Annotated in this window: 17 protein-coding genes and 1 pseudogene; 13 read left to right on the plus strand and 5 right to left on the minus strand. The window is 63.5% G+C overall.

The annotated features are described in order from the left end of the window. Window positions 1-719: 719 nt before the first annotated feature. The 3 genes from JQ566_RS04645 to JQ566_RS04655 form a co-directional block, all read right to left on the minus strand. A complete protein-coding gene (locus tag JQ566_RS04645; protein ID WP_212370522.1) occupies window positions 720-1799 on the minus strand; it encodes a YeeE/YedE family protein in 1080 nt (359 codons plus the stop codon). Window positions 1800-1871: 72 nt separating this feature from the next. Continuing rightward, a complete protein-coding gene (locus tag JQ566_RS04650; protein ID WP_074116877.1) occupies window positions 1872-2222 on the minus strand; it encodes an ArsR/SmtB family transcription factor in 351 nt (116 codons plus the stop codon). 29 nt (window positions 2223-2251) lie between these two features. Next, on the minus strand, window positions 2252-2623 hold the full coding sequence (locus JQ566_RS04655; RefSeq protein WP_212370524.1) for a thioredoxin domain-containing protein: 372 nt from the start codon (window positions 2621-2623) through the stop codon (window positions 2252-2254). 75 nt (window positions 2624-2698) lie between these two features. Here JQ566_RS04655 and JQ566_RS04660 point away from each other — a divergent pair, with 75 nt between their 5' ends. Beyond that, window positions 2699-3430, plus strand: a complete 732-nt coding sequence (locus JQ566_RS04660; RefSeq protein WP_212370525.1) for a cytochrome c biogenesis CcdA family protein — start codon at window positions 2699-2701, stop codon at window positions 3428-3430. Between the two features lies 1 nt (window position 3431). Here the strand turns inward: JQ566_RS04660 and JQ566_RS04665 are convergent, their stop codons facing one another. Continuing rightward, window positions 3432-4154 (minus strand): hypothetical protein, encoded by a 723-nt coding sequence (locus JQ566_RS04665; protein ID WP_212370527.1) that lies wholly within the window; start codon window positions 4152-4154, stop codon window positions 3432-3434. Window positions 4155-4240: 86 nt separating this feature from the next. Here JQ566_RS04665 and JQ566_RS04670 point away from each other — a divergent pair, with 86 nt between their 5' ends. The 12 genes and pseudogenes from JQ566_RS04670 (at window position 4241) to JQ566_RS04725 (ending at window position 13737) form a co-directional block, all read left to right on the plus strand. After that, window positions 4241-4822 carry a SoxW family protein gene (locus JQ566_RS04670; protein ID WP_249139190.1) on the plus strand — a complete coding sequence of 194 codons (582 nt, stop codon included), beginning with the start codon at window positions 4241-4243 and terminating at the stop codon, window positions 4820-4822. 127 nt (window positions 4823-4949) lie between these two features. Beyond that, window positions 4950-5405: a sulfur oxidation c-type cytochrome SoxX gene (gene soxX, locus JQ566_RS04675; protein WP_212370530.1), complete on the plus strand. Its 456-nt coding sequence runs from the start codon at window positions 4950-4952 to the stop codon at window positions 5403-5405. An 18-nt stretch (window positions 5406-5423) separates the two neighbouring features. Then, entirely contained in the window at window positions 5424-5876 is a 453-nt protein-coding gene (gene soxY, locus JQ566_RS04680; RefSeq protein ID WP_212370531.1) for a thiosulfate oxidation carrier protein SoxY, read from the plus strand. Between the two features lie 19 nt (window positions 5877-5895). Continuing rightward, window positions 5896-6222 (plus strand): thiosulfate oxidation carrier complex protein SoxZ, encoded by a 327-nt coding sequence (soxZ, locus tag JQ566_RS04685; protein WP_035705542.1) that lies wholly within the window; start codon window positions 5896-5898, stop codon window positions 6220-6222. 49 nt (window positions 6223-6271) lie between these two features. Continuing rightward, window positions 6272-7072, plus strand: a complete 801-nt coding sequence (gene soxA, locus JQ566_RS04690) for a sulfur oxidation c-type cytochrome SoxA (protein ID WP_434057805.1) — start codon at window positions 6272-6274, stop codon at window positions 7070-7072. A gap of 27 nt (window positions 7073-7099) precedes the next feature. Beyond that, window positions 7100-8791, plus strand: a complete 1692-nt coding sequence (gene soxB / locus JQ566_RS04695; RefSeq protein WP_212370535.1) for a thiosulfohydrolase SoxB — start codon at window positions 7100-7102, stop codon at window positions 8789-8791. A 6-nt stretch (window positions 8792-8797) separates the two neighbouring features. Further along, the gene (soxC, locus tag JQ566_RS04700) at window positions 8798-10066 is read left to right on the plus strand and encodes a sulfite dehydrogenase (protein WP_212370537.1); all 1269 of its coding nucleotides are present in this window, start codon (window positions 8798-8800) and stop codon (window positions 10064-10066) included. Beyond that, on the plus strand, window positions 10050-10742 hold the full coding sequence (locus JQ566_RS04705) for a c-type cytochrome (RefSeq protein ID WP_249139191.1): 693 nt from the start codon (window positions 10050-10052) through the stop codon (window positions 10740-10742). The genes soxC and JQ566_RS04705 overlap by 17 nt, the downstream gene beginning before the upstream one ends. A 26-nt stretch (window positions 10743-10768) precedes the next feature. Continuing rightward, window positions 10769-11202, plus strand: a pseudogene (locus JQ566_RS04710) (DsrE family protein). Window positions 11203-11216: 14 nt separating this feature from the next. Continuing rightward, window positions 11217-12125, plus strand: coding sequence for a serine aminopeptidase domain-containing protein (locus tag JQ566_RS04715; protein ID WP_212370541.1), 909 nt, complete (start codon window positions 11217-11219; stop codon window positions 12123-12125). Window positions 12126-12133: 8 nt separating this feature from the next. Then, window positions 12134-12577, plus strand: coding sequence for a DsrE family protein (locus JQ566_RS04720; protein ID WP_212370549.1), 444 nt, complete (start codon window positions 12134-12136; stop codon window positions 12575-12577). Window positions 12578-12684: 107 nt separating this feature from the next. Then, window positions 12685-13737, plus strand: a complete 1053-nt coding sequence (locus tag JQ566_RS04725; RefSeq protein WP_212370551.1) for a YeeE/YedE family protein — start codon at window positions 12685-12687, stop codon at window positions 13735-13737. 297 nt (window positions 13738-14034) lie between these two features. Here the strand turns inward: JQ566_RS04725 and JQ566_RS04730 are convergent, their stop codons facing one another. Continuing rightward, entirely contained in the window at window positions 14035-14568 is a 534-nt protein-coding gene (locus JQ566_RS04730) for an invasion associated locus B family protein (RefSeq protein ID WP_212370553.1), read from the minus strand. Window positions 14569-14764: the final 196 nt, after the last annotated feature.

The raw sequence follows: 14764 nt of genomic DNA on the forward strand, positions 1-14764 counted from the left end.
TCCGTGTCTTTCGAGCCGGCCCGCAGTTCCTGTGCTCACGCGAGATCGAGGCTGCTCGCGTACGGTGGCGATGTGAGTCTCGTGTGTCGTGACGTGTGCACTGATAATCCGAAGAAGCGATTTTCGCTTCCAATTCATGCGTATATGGTCCTAGAAGAGCCAAGCCGCGGAAGCCTCGTCAAACCAGTTTTTTCAATCGGTCCAATTACATAAAGGGCTGATCAGGGCTAAAATATCTCAGCAAGATGAATAGCTTAGATCGAAAACTCGCCACGGCACCCATGATGGATTGGAACGAGAGTTCAGGTTTTTCAAGTAGTTAGAAGGCTGCATGTGCACGACGTGTGCACCGGGAGATCAAGAAAAGTCTATCGTCAGCAAGCGTGGGTATTCGCTCTCTGAATCGATGCAGGTGTTTAGAGCTGGGTGCTTGCGCACGTCTTAAGGGCCAATGATGCTCGTTACCAGCGAGAGGTCTGATCGGCTTGCCGCGCTGTCGCGTCCATTTGCAGTGAAGACCGAAGATTTGGTCGAGGGTTCGAGTCGCGCTCCCATACCATTGGCCACGAACTGGTGCATCGAACTGCGATCTTCCGCGATGTTGCACTTCTGGCGGTCTCGGTCGGGGCCATCGGTGCGAATTGTGCTTGGCTCGGACAAAGGGGGAAGCGCCAAGGTGGTAAAGGCGCTTCGGATTCCGGCCACATGTGCTTTTCCCGCTACGTCGAGACGCCGAACAGCTTGCGGACTGCCGGGAGCCACTCGCCGGTCATCGTGAACTCAAGCCCCAGTCGCGCTCCAGAAGCGATCGCCAGCATCGTGACTGGCGCCGAGACAGCGAGCGTCGAAAACGCGGTCAGTCCCTGTCCGATGGTGCATCCCATTGACATGATCCCGCCGATGCCCATCAGAAGCGCGCCGGTCATGTGGCGCTTCAATTCGCGCGCGTCATCGCAGGCTTCCCAGCGGAAGCCGCGCAAGAGCAATGCGGCGGCAAATGAGCCGGCTACGACACCGGCGACGGACCCGATACCAAAATTCAACCGAGCGCCGGAAAAGGTTGCGATGTAGAGAATTGCGTCGCCGAGTGGAGCGACGAAAGTGAGCGAGGAGACCCGCGCCGGGTCGAACTCGTCATCTGCCAGCCATCCGGTCGCGAACCAACCGAAGGCGATCGCAGCGCCGACCGCAAAGCCGGAGGCCAAGAGACGTGGCGATCGGATTAGTCTGCCATCTGCGAGGGCCCAGAAGGCAAGCGCAGCGGCAATCGAAACGACGAGGATGGCGCGCATCGTGCTCCCCGCGCCGAGCAGCGAGGTCAGCGTCTGGTTATTGCCCTCGGAGAGCCGGAGCGATAACGGCTCGACCAGCGTCACGCGCAGCACGCCGGTGATCCCGCGCATGGTGGCGAGCGCCGAGAGGCCGAGCACGAGAAAGACCACGATGGCGCGCAGATCGCCGCCGCCGATGCGGACCAGCGTACCGAAGCCGCAGGTGCCGACCAGCGCCATGCCGATGCCAAACATCAGCCCGCCGATGATCGCGCCGCCAAGGCCGATCGACGGGGTCAGGTAGATCGATCGCGACAGATCGACGACGCCGAATTCGGCGAGCGCCTGGGTAGCGAGCAGAGCGACCGCCGCAGCCAGCGCGAAGGATTTCAACCGGCGAAGATCAGACCCGAAGAACGCATCCTCGAGCATCGCGAGCGTGCAAAACCGCCCGGCGCGGCCCGCTACGCCGAGCACGCCGCCAGCAGTCAGTCCGCATGCAAATGCGATGGTCGAGGGACTCAGCATGCCTCCCCGGGATGTTTGTTCTGCTTGTCGGGCAGTCTGCGCTGGGAAGGGACGAAAATCCAGCGCGGAGAATTACCGGCGGCGCCGCCGCACCGGCTCGCAAAAGACATCGTAGATGGCAGTGAGGATCTTGCGCACGTCCTCATTGGCGAGGCTGTAGTAGATCGCCTTGCCGTCGCGGCGGGTCGTGACGAGCCGGTCGAGCCTGAGCCGCGCGAGCTGCTGGGAGACGGTCGACTGCCGCTCGCCGAGGAACTGCTCGAGTTCGGTCACGGATTTCTCGCCTTCGGCGAGGATGCATAGCAGCAGCAACCGGGATTCATGCGACAGAGCCTTGAGCATGTCGCTTGCTTCGCGCGCCTTCTCGATCATCTGCTCGAGCTCGGCGGACCCCTCGATCTCCTTCAGCTTTGGCAATGGCATCGCGTCAAATTCCTCAAAGACGTCTGTGGTCACGACCCGCCTTGTGCCGATCCTGATCCAGCCAGGATCCGGTCCAACAGGCCGAAGAAGAAGGCGTCCCCCGGATAGCCGCGAATGCGCCCGATCTCACGGCCCTCTTTTACCACGACGAAGGTCGGCGTGAAGGCACCAGGATCGATTGCAGCGAGATCGGCGGGCAGGGGGCCGTTCAGATTGACGCGGCGGAGCGGCGCTGCCCGGGCTTCCTCGGTCTTGCCGTAGATCGGCGCGATCTCGGCGTCAAAACGCGCGCACCAGACACAGCCGACCCGCTCGAACATGACGAGCTCGGCGGCGCGCGAACGCGCTGCCGGGAGCGCGAGCGCGGCAAGGGCTGCGAGCAATGCGATGATTCGGCTCATCCCCACGGAACGACCTCTGGACTTCCCTGACTCTTTATATCATTAAATTCGTATATGTACTAGGGATGAAGCGCAATGACTTTGGATGTCTCGCTTGGCGCGGCCTTTGCCGCGGGCCTGTTGTCGTTTCTGTCACCCTGCATCCTGCCCCTGGTGCCACCCTTTCTCTGCTACATGGCGGGCGTCTCGGTCACGGATCTGTCTAGCGACAGGCCCGATCTGCGGCCGCGCATCCTGGTCTCCGCGCTGGCCTTCGTGGCGGGGTTCTCGCTGGTCTTTATCGCGCTCGGCTCGACCGCATCGATCGCCGGGCGCTTCATCTCGGCGCATCTCTCGACGCTCGGCATGGTCGCAGGGGCCCTGATCATCGTCATGGGCCTGCATTTTCTCGGCGTGCTCAGGATTCCGCTGCTCTATCGCAGCGCGACGGTGCAGTTCGACAACCGGCCGGCGGGCGTGGCCGGTGCCTTCGTCATGGGCCTGGCGTTCGCCTTTGGCTGGACGCCCTGCGCGGGGCCCATTCTCGCCGCCGTCCTGATGATGGCAGGCTCGGAGGAGACGACGGGGAGAGGCGCGCTGCTGCTCTTCGCCTATTCGGTCGGGACCGGCATTCCGTTCCTGGTCGCGGCCGCCTTCACCGGTCGCTTCATGGCGGCGCTCGGCCGCGCGCGGCGGCATCTCGGTCTGGTCGAGAAGGCGATGGGGGCCTTTCTGGTCGCGACCGGATTGATGTTCCTGACCGGCTTGATGCCGGCGGCATCGGAATGGCTGCTCGAGCAGTTCCCCGCGCTCACCCGCATCGGCTGAGCTAACCGTAGCGGAAATCCAGGAGCTGGGCGTAGGACTGCAGCTCGATGAGGTAGCGATGCACGAGCGGCCCGTCGCCGGCCATCGCGGCATGGGCGACCTCGCCGCTACTCGCGATCGCGCCGTCGATCAGGCGGCGGAATTCCGGCTGTCTGCCAATGTCGGCGCCGGCCCAATCGTTGCAGCGCTGCAGGCGATCGCGAAATGCGGCCGCCGCGGCAACGGTATCTTCGGCGCGTGCGGGCGTGGCTTGTTCTCGATAGATGCTCGCGGCGATGCGGAGCTTCTCCATCGCTGGCGCGATCTCGAAGACACAATCGCCGACGTCGTACAGTCCGGAACGACGCCTGAGATCGTGAAAGGACTGGCGAAGGGCGAGCAACGCGCGACCGGCGGCGACGTTGTCTGCGCTATCGAGCGCGCGCGCTACTGAGGTGAGCCGCTCATCGCCATTGGTAAGAAATTCCGCCCATGCAGCCGGTAGGTAAGGGGACAGGGTCGTCGCGGCAGTTCCATCATGAAGTTGCTTCCACGCCGCCGCGGCCTCGTCCGTCTCCATCTGTGCCAGCGCGATGTTACCGGTGCGGGCATAGCTCGCGGCGCTGCGGAGATTGGCCATCACGGACGAAATGGTCGACGCGAAGTCGTTGCGGTTGCCAGCTTCGGCGGCGAGCCCAGGCGCGCTCGAAGCCAGCCATGCCAGCAAGATCATGATGCAGCGCACGATGGGAAATCCTTGTCACATTCGAGTATTTGAATATCATAATGAAAACGATCGATGTGCAAGATGTTCGAAGGCGGAAATCCCTGATGTCGTTCAACCGGCCGACGCGTCGCTCCTTTCTTGCATTGGCGCCCGGCGCCGCCCTTGCGGCGGGCCTCGGCGAGGCGAGGGCCGAGCCGGCGCTTGGCGATGATGGCCTCTATCACGAGCCGTGGTTTCTCCAGAGCTTCCTCGATCTGCGTGAGGACCTCGAGAGTACTGCGGCCAGCGGCAAGCGGCTCGCGATCATGTGGGAGCTGCGTGGTTGTCCCTATTGTCGCGAAACGCATCTGGTGAACTTTGCCGATGCCGACATCGCGAAATACATCCGCGAAAATTTCGAGGTGCTGCAGCTCAATCTGATCGGCTCCCGCAAGATGACGGACCTTGATCGGCAGGAATTGTCCGAGAAGGACCTCGCCCAGAAATACGGGATCAGGTTCACCCCGACGTTCCAGTTCTTTCCGCCGTCGTCCGCCGGCATCGAGGCCAAGGAGCCGATGGCGCGCGAGGTGGCGCGGGCGCCGGGCTATCTCAAGCCGCCGCATTTCCTGGCAATGTTTCGTTTCGTGCGGGAGCGGGCCTATGAGCGCGGCTCGTTCCGGGATTTTCTCGCCGCAAACGGCTAGCTGACAGCGGTTGGCGAATTTCGCTTGACGTCACCGTTTATATGAACATATCATAATAACTGAATTTGATGGATCGTGAGTCCATCGCAATCAAGGGCGGGCGTCACCTCGCCAAAGGGTAGGGAACATGCGGCGCTCGCTTGCGGCTGCGTTTGCACTGTGTCTGTCGGCCGCTGGCGCTTGCGCCCAGGAGCCGGCGAAGACGCCGATCCAGCTCGATATCGTCAACGACTCCTTGCCGAAATCCCTGACCGGTGCGCCCGGCAATGCCGCCGCCGGCAAGAAGGTGTTTCTGACGCGCACGCTCGGCAACTGTCTGGCCTGCCATCAGGTCACGAGCCTGAAGTCCGAGGATTTCCATGGCGAGTTCGGTCCATCTCTGGACGGTGTGGCCGGCCGCTACACCGAGGAGCAATTGCGCCTCATCATCGCCGACCCCAAGCGCGTCTTCACCAACACCGTCATGCCGGCGTTCTTCAAGAACGACGGCTTGAGCCGGGTGCGCCCGGAATTCGTCGGCAAGTCCATTTTGACGGCCGCGCAGGTCGAGGACGTCATCGCTTTTCTCAAGACGCTGAACTGACGGCGAGGAGGATCAGGAATGAAAGCCATCAATCGACGGCAGGCATTTGCGCTCGGGGGCGGTTTCGTCATGCTGACGCTGATGCCCATGGCGGCCGATGCCGAAGTGACGGGCGACGCGGCGAAGTGGATCGAGAAGTTCACCGGCGGCAAGCAGCCTGCCAAGGGCAGGATCTCGCTCGATCTGCCGGAGATCGCGGAGAACGGCAACACCGTGCCGCTGTCGATCAACATCGAGAGTCCGATGACGGCAGACTCCCATGTCAAGGACGTCATGATCCTCGCTGACGGCAACCCGAATGCGGGTGTCGCGACGCTGTCGTTCACGCCGTTGTCGGGCAAGGCGGAAGCATCGATCCGGATCCGGCTCGCGGCCACGCAGAACGTGGTTGCGATCGCGAAGATGAGCGACGGTTCGCTGTTCACGGAGCAGAAGACCGTCAAGGTCACGATCGGCGGCTGCGGCGGCTAAGGGCTTCAGGAGAGGAACAATGGCAGACAAACCGCGCATCAAGCTTCCCAAGGAAGCGGCCAAAGGCGAGGTCATCCAGATCAAGACCCTGGTCTCGCATGTCATGGAATCGGGCCAGCGCAAAGATGCGCAAGGTAAGGCGATCCCGCGCAAGATCATCAACAAGTTTGCCTGCGAGTTCAACGGCAAGCCCGTGTTCTCCTGCGCGCTGGAGCCGGCGATCTCGGCCAATCCCTACATCCAGTTCGACGCCAGGATCGACGAAGCCGGAACGTTCAAGTTCTCCTGGACGGACGACGACGGCACGGTGATTACGGCCGAAGAGAAGATTGCGCTCAAGGCATGATGCGGATCGCGCATTGAGGGAGGCTCGGATGGCGCGACGATATGTTGGGATGGCCGCTGCGATCGTGGCCGCCGTTTCGATTGCGACGCTGGCGGTCGCTGAGGACGCCGAGCGCAAGGGCATCGCGGCGCCGCCCGGCCACGTCTTCAAGACCATCGTCTCCGGCTACGAATTTCGCAGCAAGGAGACCCGTGCGCTGCAGGACGACGATCTCGAAAATCCGGGATTCCTCGCCGTGGAGCGCGCGGCGGACGTGTGGAAGAAAGTCGAGGGCGGCGAGGGCAAGTCCTGCATGAGCTGCCACGGCGAGGCCGAGACCAACATGAAGGGTGTCGGCGCGGCCATGCCGAAATGGGACGACAAGCTGAAGAAGCCGGTCAATCTCGAGCAGCGCATCAACATCTGTCGCAGCGAGCACATGAAGGCGGAGCCCTGGAAATTCAAATCTCGGGAACTGACCGACATGACCACTTTCGTGCGCTACCAATCGCACGGCATGCCTGTGGCTGTGAAGACCGATGGGCCGATGTCGCCGTGGTTCGAGCGCGGCAAGCAGATCTATTACACGCGCTACGGTCAGCTCGATCTCGCCTGCGAATCCTGCCACGAGCGCAACAACGGCAAGTTCATGCGCGCGGACTTCCTGAGTCAGGGCCAGACCAACGGCTTTCCGACCTATCGGCTGCGCGACCAGCGCGTGGTGCCGCTGCATGAGCGTTTCGAAGGTTGCATGTTCGACGTGCGCGCCGAGCCGTTCAAGCCGCTCTCGGACGAGTTCCTCGCCCTCGAACTCTATGTCGCCTGGCGCGGCATCGGATTGCCGGTCGAAACGCCCGCAGTGCGCAACTGAAACGATGAATCTCCCGGAGCATTGCGCATGATCTCTCGCCGCGAGTTCATTCAGGTTGCTGCGGCAACGGCGACGCTGGCGAGCGGCGTGGGCTCCAGCCTGACCCGGGCGTTCGCCCAGCAACGCCTGACCGAGAAGGAGCTGCTGGCGTTCGAGCCGCTTGGCAACGTCACGCTGGTGCATGTGACCGACATTCATGGTCAGCTAATGCCGCTGTACTTCCGCGAGCCCTCGACCAATCTCGGCGTGGGCGAGGCGAAGGGCCTGCCGCCGCACGTCACGGGCAAGGAGTTCCTTGCGCGCTTCGGTATCGCGCCCGGTTCATCGGCGGCTTACGCCCTGACGTCGGAGGATTTTGAGGCGCTGGCCAAGACCTATGGCCGGATCGGTGGCCTCGACCGCGCCGCCACCGTGATCAAGGCCATTCGCGCCGAGCGCGGCGACAAGGTCGCGCTGCTCGACGGCGGCGACACCTGGCAGGGTTCGTGGTCGTCGCTGAAGACGCGTGGCCAGGACATGATCGACTGCATGGCGCTGCTCAAGCCCGACGCCATGACCGGACATTGGGAGTTCACCTACGGCACCGAGCGGGTCAAGCAGGCGATCGAAGGGCTCGGCTTTCCGTTCCTCGGCCTTAACATCCGCGATACCGAATGGAACGAGGCCGCTTTCGAACCCTCGACCATGATCGAGCGCGGCGGCGTCAAGATCGCGGTGTTGGGCCAGGCTTTCCCTTATACGCCGGTCGCCAATCCGCGCTGGATGATTCCGAACTGGTCGTTCGGCGTGCGCGAGGAGGACGTGCAGGCGCAGGTCGACAAGGCCCGCAAGGGCGGCGCGCAGCTCGTCGTGCTGCTGTCCCACAATGGTTTCGACGTCGATCGCAAGCTTGCGAGCCGTGTCAAGGGCATCGATGTGATCCTGACCGGACACACCCACGACGCGCTGCCTGAAGCGGTCAAGGTCGGCAAGACCCTGCTGATCGCGTCTGGCTCGTCCGGCAAGTTCGTGTCGCGGCTCGATCTCGATGTCCGCGACGGCGAGGTCAAGGCGTTCCGTTACAAGCTCATTCCGCTATTCTCCGACGTGATCACTGCGGACGCCGAGATGGCAGCGAAGATCGCCGAGGTGCGCAAGCCCTTCGCATCCGATCTGGCCAAGGTGCTTGGTAAGACGGACTCGCTGCTCTACCGGCGCGGCAATTTCAACGGCACCTTCGACGACCTGATCTGCCAGGCGCTGTTGCAGGAGCGCGACGCCGAGATCGCGCTGTCGCCGGGTTTCCGCTGGGGCACCAGCGTGCTGCCCGGACAGGACGTCACCTTCGAGGATGTCACCAATGCAACCGCCATCACCTATCCGGCTGTCTATCGCATGGGCATGACGGGTGCGCGGCTGAAGGAGATCATCGAGGATGTCGCCGACAATCTCTTCAACGTAGATCCCTACTATCAGCAGGGCGGCGACATGGTGCGCATCGGCGGACTTTCCTATGCGATCGATGTCGCAAAGCCGCAAGGAAGCCGCATCTCGGAGATGCAGCTGGTCAAGACCGGCGCGCCAATCGATCCGACCAGGGAGTATCAGGTCGCCGGCTGGGCCAGCGTCAACGAAGGAACCGAGGGGCCGCCGATCTGGGAGGTCGTGGCCAATTATCTGACCCGACAGAGGACGGTTCGCCTCGAACCCAACAGAGCTGTCAAAGTCACCGGAGCGTAAGAAGCGATGTCGAAGATGGATCATCCCCGACAGTCCCGTCGCAGTTTCCTGACCGCTGGTGCCGGCGTTGCGGCGTCGATGCTGGCGAAGCCTGCCTTGGCCGGCGGCAATCCGGCGAACCAGCCGCCCAACGTACCGGAATGGACCAAGTCGCTTGGCGAGGGGGTTGCCGTACGTCCCTATGGCAAGCCGTCAAAATTCGAGAAGGACGTCGTCCGGCGTGACGTCGAATGGCTGACCGCCTCGCGCGAGTCCTCGGTGAGCTTCACTCCCCTGCATGAGCTCGAAGGCATCATCACGCCGAACGGTCTCTGTTTCGAGCGGCATCACGGCGGCATCGCCGAGATCGATCCGGCCGATCATCGGCTGATGATCCACGGGCTGGTGGAGCGCCCGCTAATCCTCACGCTGGAGGAGCTCAAGCGCTATCCGCGCGTCAATCGCATCCACTTCATGGAGTGCGCGGCGAATTCCGGCATGGAGTGGCGCGGCGCCCAGCTCAATGGCTGCCAGTTCACCCACGGCATGATCCATTGCGTGCAGTACACAGGCGTGTCGCTGCGCACGCTGCTGGAGGAGGCAGGCGTCAAGACCAGCGGCAAGTGGCTGCTGGTCGAGGGTGCCGATGCCGCCGCGATGGATCGCAGCCTGCCGATCGAGAAGGCGCTCGACGATTGCATCATCGCCTACAAGATGAACGGCGAGGCACTCTATCCCGAGCAAGGCTATCCGATGCGGCTCGTGGTGCCGGGCTGGCAAGGCAATCTCTGGGTCAAGTGGCTGCGCCGCATCAAGGTCGGCGATCAGCCCTGGCACACCCGCGAGGAGACGTCCAAATACACGGACTTGATGCCGAACGGAAAGGCGCGTCGCTTCACCTGGTCGATGGACGCCAAGTCGGTAATCACGAGCCCCAGCCCACAGGCGCCGATCAAGCACGGCAGGGGTTTTACCATCGTCTCCGGTTTGGCCTGGAGCGGAAACGGCAAGGTCAAGCGCGTGGACGTGTCGCTCGATGGCGGCCGCAATTGGTGGCCGGCACGGCTCGATGGACCCGTTCTCGACAAGGCGCTGACGCGCTTCTACTACGAGTTCGACTGGAACGGCGAGCCGCTGCTGCTGCAATCGCGTGTCCAGGACGAGACCGGATACGTGCAGCCGAGCAAGGCCGAGCTGCGCAAGATCCGCGGCGTCAATTCCATCTATCACAACAATGGCATCCAGACCTGGCATGTGCAGGCCAACGGTGAGGTCGAGAATGTCGAAGTCGCTTAAGTGTGCTGCCGTGGCGCTGCTCGTTTGCGCGATGAGCGCGCCCGCGCTCGCGCAGCAGAAGACCGATGCCAAAGCCGGTCCGCGCTATCACATCGGTCGCGCGCCGACCGCGGCGGAAATCCGCGGCTGGGATATCGACGTACGGCCCGATGGCCAGGGCCTGCCTGAGGGCAGGGGCACGGTTGCCCAGGGCGAAAAGCTCTTCATGGACAATTGCGCGTCCTGCCACGGAGAGTTCGGCGAAGGCAATGGCCGCTGGCCGGTGCTGGCCGGCGGCAAGGGTTCGCTGACCTCAGACAATCCGGTCAAGACGGTCGGCTCCTACTGGCCCTACGCCTCGACCGTGTTCGACTACGTCCGGCACGCCATGCCCTATGGCAATGCGGAGTCCTTCTCGGTCGACGAATATTATGCGCTGGTCGCTTACGTCCTCTACCTGAACGACGTCGTCACCGACCAGAATTTCGAGCTGACCTACAAGAACCTCGCCACGATCAAGATGCCGAACGAGCAGGGCTTTGTGATGGACGATCGCGCCACCACCGAAAAGTCATTCTGGCAGAAGGACCCTTGCATGAAGGATTGCATCGCGCCGGTGAAGATCACCGCGCGAGCCGCCGCGATCGACGTGACGCCTGAGGACGGCAAGGACAAGAAGTCGCGGGGCGTGGAGTGAGCCGCGGGCAGGCGAGCCGCCGCGGATTGCTTCGCGGGCTGGTCGCTGCCGCTTTCATCGTGACCGGTCTCGCCGCCCCGACCCGCGCGGCCGAGCCGCACAGGCTCGCGCTGCAGATCAGCGACGACGACCCCGTCAGGATGCGCGCTGTTCTCGATGTTGCCGCGAACGTGTCGCGGCATATTCCGGGCGGGGCGAAGACGTCGAGATCGTGGTGGTGGCCTTCAATGGCGGCCTCGACATGCTGCTCGACGACCGCTCGCCGGTGAAGGAGCGCCTTGTGAACTTCCTGAAATCGATGCCCAATGTGAGCTTCATCGCCTGCGGGAACACGCTGGAGACGCTGGCGGCGAAGGAGGACAAGCGACCGCCGCTGATCGAGGGCGTCAGCGTGACCCAGGTCGGGGTTGCCGCGTTGATGGATCTTGCGGAAAACGACTGGACGATCATCCGTCCCTGAGGAGAGAGCCGCCCATGCGATGGTTTATCGGAATGGTCGTCTTGCTCACTCTCGCGCGGCCCGTCGGCGCTGCCGAGCAGGAGCTCGAACTGTCCATCAACGGCCGCACGTCGCTCGCGACGCTGCGCACGCCGACCTCGATGGCGTCAGACACGCCGCTCGTCGTGATGACCCACGGCACGCTCGCTCACAAGGACATGGAGATCATTCAGGGCGTAGCGAAAGCGCTTGAGCAGCGCGGCATCGCTTCGCTCGCGCATACGCTGTCGCTCGGGCTCGATCGCCGCAAGGGCATGTATGACTGCGCCACGCGGCACGATTATGTCACCGAGGACGCTGTTGCAGAGATCGGCGCCTGGGGCGCGAAGGCGAAGAGCATGTCCCGGTTCGTCTTCACCCTCGGTCATTCGCGCGGCGGCAATCAGGTCGCGCGCTATCTGGCGGCGAACGAAGCACCTCCCGCTGCGGGCGCGGTATTGCTGGCTCCAGTGACTGCGAAAGCCGAGGCTGGCGTGCGCGCTTCCTATGCCGAGACCTACGGCAAGCCGCTTGAGCCGCTCCTGGAGAAGGCAACGAAGGCTGTCGCCGCGGGACGCGGTGGAGAATGGATGGATGCGCCGGGCTTCATCTACTGCCGCAACGCCGTGGTTTCGGCGCGGGCCTTTGCCTCCTTCTACGGTGCCGATGCCGGACAGGACACCGCCGCGCTCGTGGCCCGCGTGAAGCTGCCGGTGCTGGTGCTCACCGCAACCAAGGATACGGTCGTGCCTGATGTGGCGGCGTCCTTTGGACCATTGGCCGATTCGGGCAGCGGCGGCAGGGTGCAACTCGACAAGATCGAGGACGCCGATCATTTCTTCCGCGACCTGTTCGCGGAAGACGTCGCCGACCGGATCGCCGAATTCATCAAGCAGACACGATAGGAGGGACCATGCTGCGTCGATCCATGCTTCGCGCGAGCCTTGCCGGACTATTTGGCACTCTTGCCGTGCGCGAGGCGGTCGCGGCGACGGAAACATCGACACGACAGCGCGTGGTCTATCATCTCGCCGATGCCGACCGCGTCGTCTTCGTGCTGGGCAACCTCCAGAACCACGTCGATGGCGTCGGCGGGCCCGGCAAGGCCGATATCAGGCTGGTCGTGCATGGGCCGGCGTTGCGCACCTTCCATGCGCTGGTCGCCGAGGACCACACCGTTGCGATGATGAAGAAGCTCACCGATGCCGGTGTCGGATTTGATGCCTGCGCCAACACGATGAAGGCGCAGGGCGTCAAGCTCGACGACCTCACGCCCGGCTTCGTGGTAGCCGAGAAGGGCGGCGTGGTGCGGCTCGCCGAGCTGGAGCAGCAGGGATATGCCTATCTGCGCCCCTGACCGGGCGCGGCCATCGCCTGCAATTCTCCGGGCCTTGATTTGGCTCATTTGGCGAGGCCGTGCCGCGCGGTAATCTGGCAGATCTCGAGGGGAACACTGAGGCGGCCGTGCTGACGCCACTCATCGATCTCCTGGGTGAAGACCGGCTGTCATGGCTTGGCGGCCTCCTGGTCGGCGGCCTGTTCGGATTCTTCGCTCAGCGCAGCCGCTTCTGCCTGCGCGCCGCGGCGGTCGAATTCTCGCGCGGTGAGGGCGGGCCTCGCCTGGCGGTCTGGCTCCTGACCTTCGCCGCGGCGCTGGTGGGGACGCAAGGCTTTGTCGCGCTCGGTCTGCTCGACGTCTCCGAGGCGCGACAGCTCGCGCAGCAGGGCAGCATCTCCGGTGCGCTGGTCGGCGGCGTGATGTTCGGCTGCGGCATGATTTTGGCGCGTGGCTGCGCTAGCCGGCTGCTGGTGCTCTCGGCCAATGGCAATCTCAGAGCACTGCTGTCGGGCCTGGTGTTCGCGGTGACGGCGCAGGCCTCCTATCGCGGCCTGCTGTCGCCCGCGCGCGAGTGGGTGACCAATCTGTGGCTGGTCGACGGCGGGCCGTCGCGCGACATCATGGCGGTGTTCGGCGGCGGTACGCCCGAAAAGCTCGCTTTCGGCGGATTGTGGCTGATCGCGGGGCTCGCCTTCGCCTTTCGAAGCCAATTGCCGCGGCGGTTGATCCTGTCCGCGCTGGCAACGGGCGTGGCCGTCATCGCCGGCTGGCTTTTTACCTATCAGCTCTCGCAGGCTTCCTTCGCGCCGGTGGCGCTGAAGAGCCTCACCTTCAGCGGGCCGTCAGCCGAGGCGCTGATGCTGGTGCTCAACAGCTCGCAGCTCCGACTCGGCTTCGACCTCGGCATCATCCCCGGCGTGTTCCTTGGTTCGTTCATTGCCGCGGTGGCTGCGGGCGAACTGAAGCTCGAGGGATTTTCGGACGGGCTCGGCATGCGGCGCTATCTGCTCGGCGCTGTGCTGATGGGATTCGGCGCGATGCTAGCCGGTGGATGTGCAGTTGGCGCCGGCGTGACCGGGGCCTCGGTGTTTGCGCTCACCGCCTGGCTCGTGCTGGGCGGCATGTGGCTGGGGGCGGGGCTCACAGACCTGTTCGTCGACCACGGCGGCATGCCGTAATCGCAACGGGCGGCGGGCTCGCCGGGCGCTTGAATGTGCGCAGCACAAGCATGCGAGTTATACTCAGATTGCTGAACGAGTATAACCGAGGCCCATCGCTCTCAAGGATCTCTGAAACACGTCATACGGGTGACGCGTGCACTGTCGCTCACGCGCGCGACGTGTGCACCGAGAATCCGAAGAAGGGTGGGGCTTGCGATTTACCTCACCACGGCAGCTTGTCTCTGAAGGTGATCGGCGAGTATCCCGCGGGGCTCACTGCGGTCAGCCACCAGCCATCCAAACCATACGGCGCCGTTAGGGCTGCTGCATGGCGTCGAAGGCCTGGCCGAATCCCTTGAACGACACGGGGATCACGACATCCTGCTGAGCGGCGTCCTTGAACTGGAGCTTGCCGTTCTCGGAGAGGACCCGCAGCCGCTTGATCTGATCGCTTCCGATATCGGTGTCGGCAAAGCATGCGGCGGGCATGCAGCGGCGGTAGACGGTCGCGATGCCCGGATCCTTGTCATTGGCGGCGAGCTTTGGGGCCGTCGTCAACGCGACATTGATTGGCACCAGGACGACCATCTTCAGCGGCGCGCCCTTGCTTTGCTGGCCGATCGCGATTTGCGTGACCGGCTGCGCCTGGCCCTGGATCTGCATCGCTTGCGTCATCTCACAGACCCGCGTCGTGCCGCTGACCTCGCAGCGAACGGTCCAGTCTTCATAGGTCGCCGTCGTGCGTTGCGGCGCTTGCGCTTGCGTCGGTGTCTGTGTTTGCGCCTGTGCGCCTTCGCAGCATGCAAGCGCGAACAGGGCGATCGTCAGTGAATGATGAATCTTGATCATGACACGCCATCTCAGATGCAGGAGGCACGGCCGGCGCGACATGCCTCGCGGCCCTCGGCAGCTCTGCTAGAGACAAAGGCGCGGCCGCGCCAATTCTAAAACGAGATAAGCGTTATTTGCCCGATTAATAGTGGAGCGGATTCCGAATCCAACGCTTGAGTTTTGCGTCGCCTTCGTTGAAGGATGCGCGCCGGGT

The organism is Bradyrhizobium sp. SZCCT0231 (genome assembly GCF_018130245.1).
Taxonomy (GTDB): Bacteria; Pseudomonadota; Alphaproteobacteria; order Rhizobiales; family Xanthobacteraceae; genus Bradyrhizobium; species Bradyrhizobium japonicum_F.

Coding starts and splice junctions, on each gene's coding strand:
- soxC (WP_212370537.1), top strand. CDS start 8,798: ATGTCGAAGATGGATCATCCCCGACAGTCCCGTCGCAGTTTCCTGACC.
- JQ566_RS04720 (WP_212370549.1), top strand. CDS start 12,134: ATGCTGCGTCGATCCATGCTTCGCGCGAGCCTTGCCGGACTATTTGGC.
- JQ566_RS04715 (WP_212370541.1), top strand. CDS start 11,217: ATGCGATGGTTTATCGGAATGGTCGTCTTGCTCACTCTCGCGCGGCCC.
- JQ566_RS04655 (WP_212370524.1), bottom strand. CDS start 2,623: ATGAGCCGAATCATCGCATTGCTCGCAGCCCTTGCCGCGCTCGCGCTC.
- soxB (WP_212370535.1), top strand. CDS start 7,100: ATGATCTCTCGCCGCGAGTTCATTCAGGTTGCTGCGGCAACGGCGACG.
- JQ566_RS04660 (WP_212370525.1), top strand. CDS start 2,699: ATGACTTTGGATGTCTCGCTTGGCGCGGCCTTTGCCGCGGGCCTGTTG.
- JQ566_RS04730 (WP_212370553.1), bottom strand. CDS start 14,568: ATGATCAAGATTCATCATTCACTGACGATCGCCCTGTTCGCGCTTGCA.
- soxX (WP_212370530.1), top strand. CDS start 4,950: ATGCGGCGCTCGCTTGCGGCTGCGTTTGCACTGTGTCTGTCGGCCGCT.
- soxY (WP_212370531.1), top strand. CDS start 5,424: ATGAAAGCCATCAATCGACGGCAGGCATTTGCGCTCGGGGGCGGTTTC.
- soxA (WP_434057805.1), top strand. CDS start 6,272: ATGGCCGCTGCGATCGTGGCCGCCGTTTCGATTGCGACGCTGGCGGTC.
- JQ566_RS04705 (WP_249139191.1), top strand. CDS start 10,050: ATGTCGAAGTCGCTTAAGTGTGCTGCCGTGGCGCTGCTCGTTTGCGCG.
- JQ566_RS04670 (WP_249139190.1), top strand. CDS start 4,241: ATGTCGTTCAACCGGCCGACGCGTCGCTCCTTTCTTGCATTGGCGCCC.
- JQ566_RS04645 (WP_212370522.1), bottom strand. CDS start 1,799: ATGCTGAGTCCCTCGACCATCGCATTTGCATGCGGACTGACTGCTGGC.
- soxZ (WP_035705542.1), top strand. CDS start 5,896: ATGGCAGACAAACCGCGCATCAAGCTTCCCAAGGAAGCGGCCAAAGGC.
- JQ566_RS04650 (WP_074116877.1), bottom strand. CDS start 2,222: ATGCCATTGCCAAAGCTGAAGGAGATCGAGGGGTCCGCCGAGCTCGAG.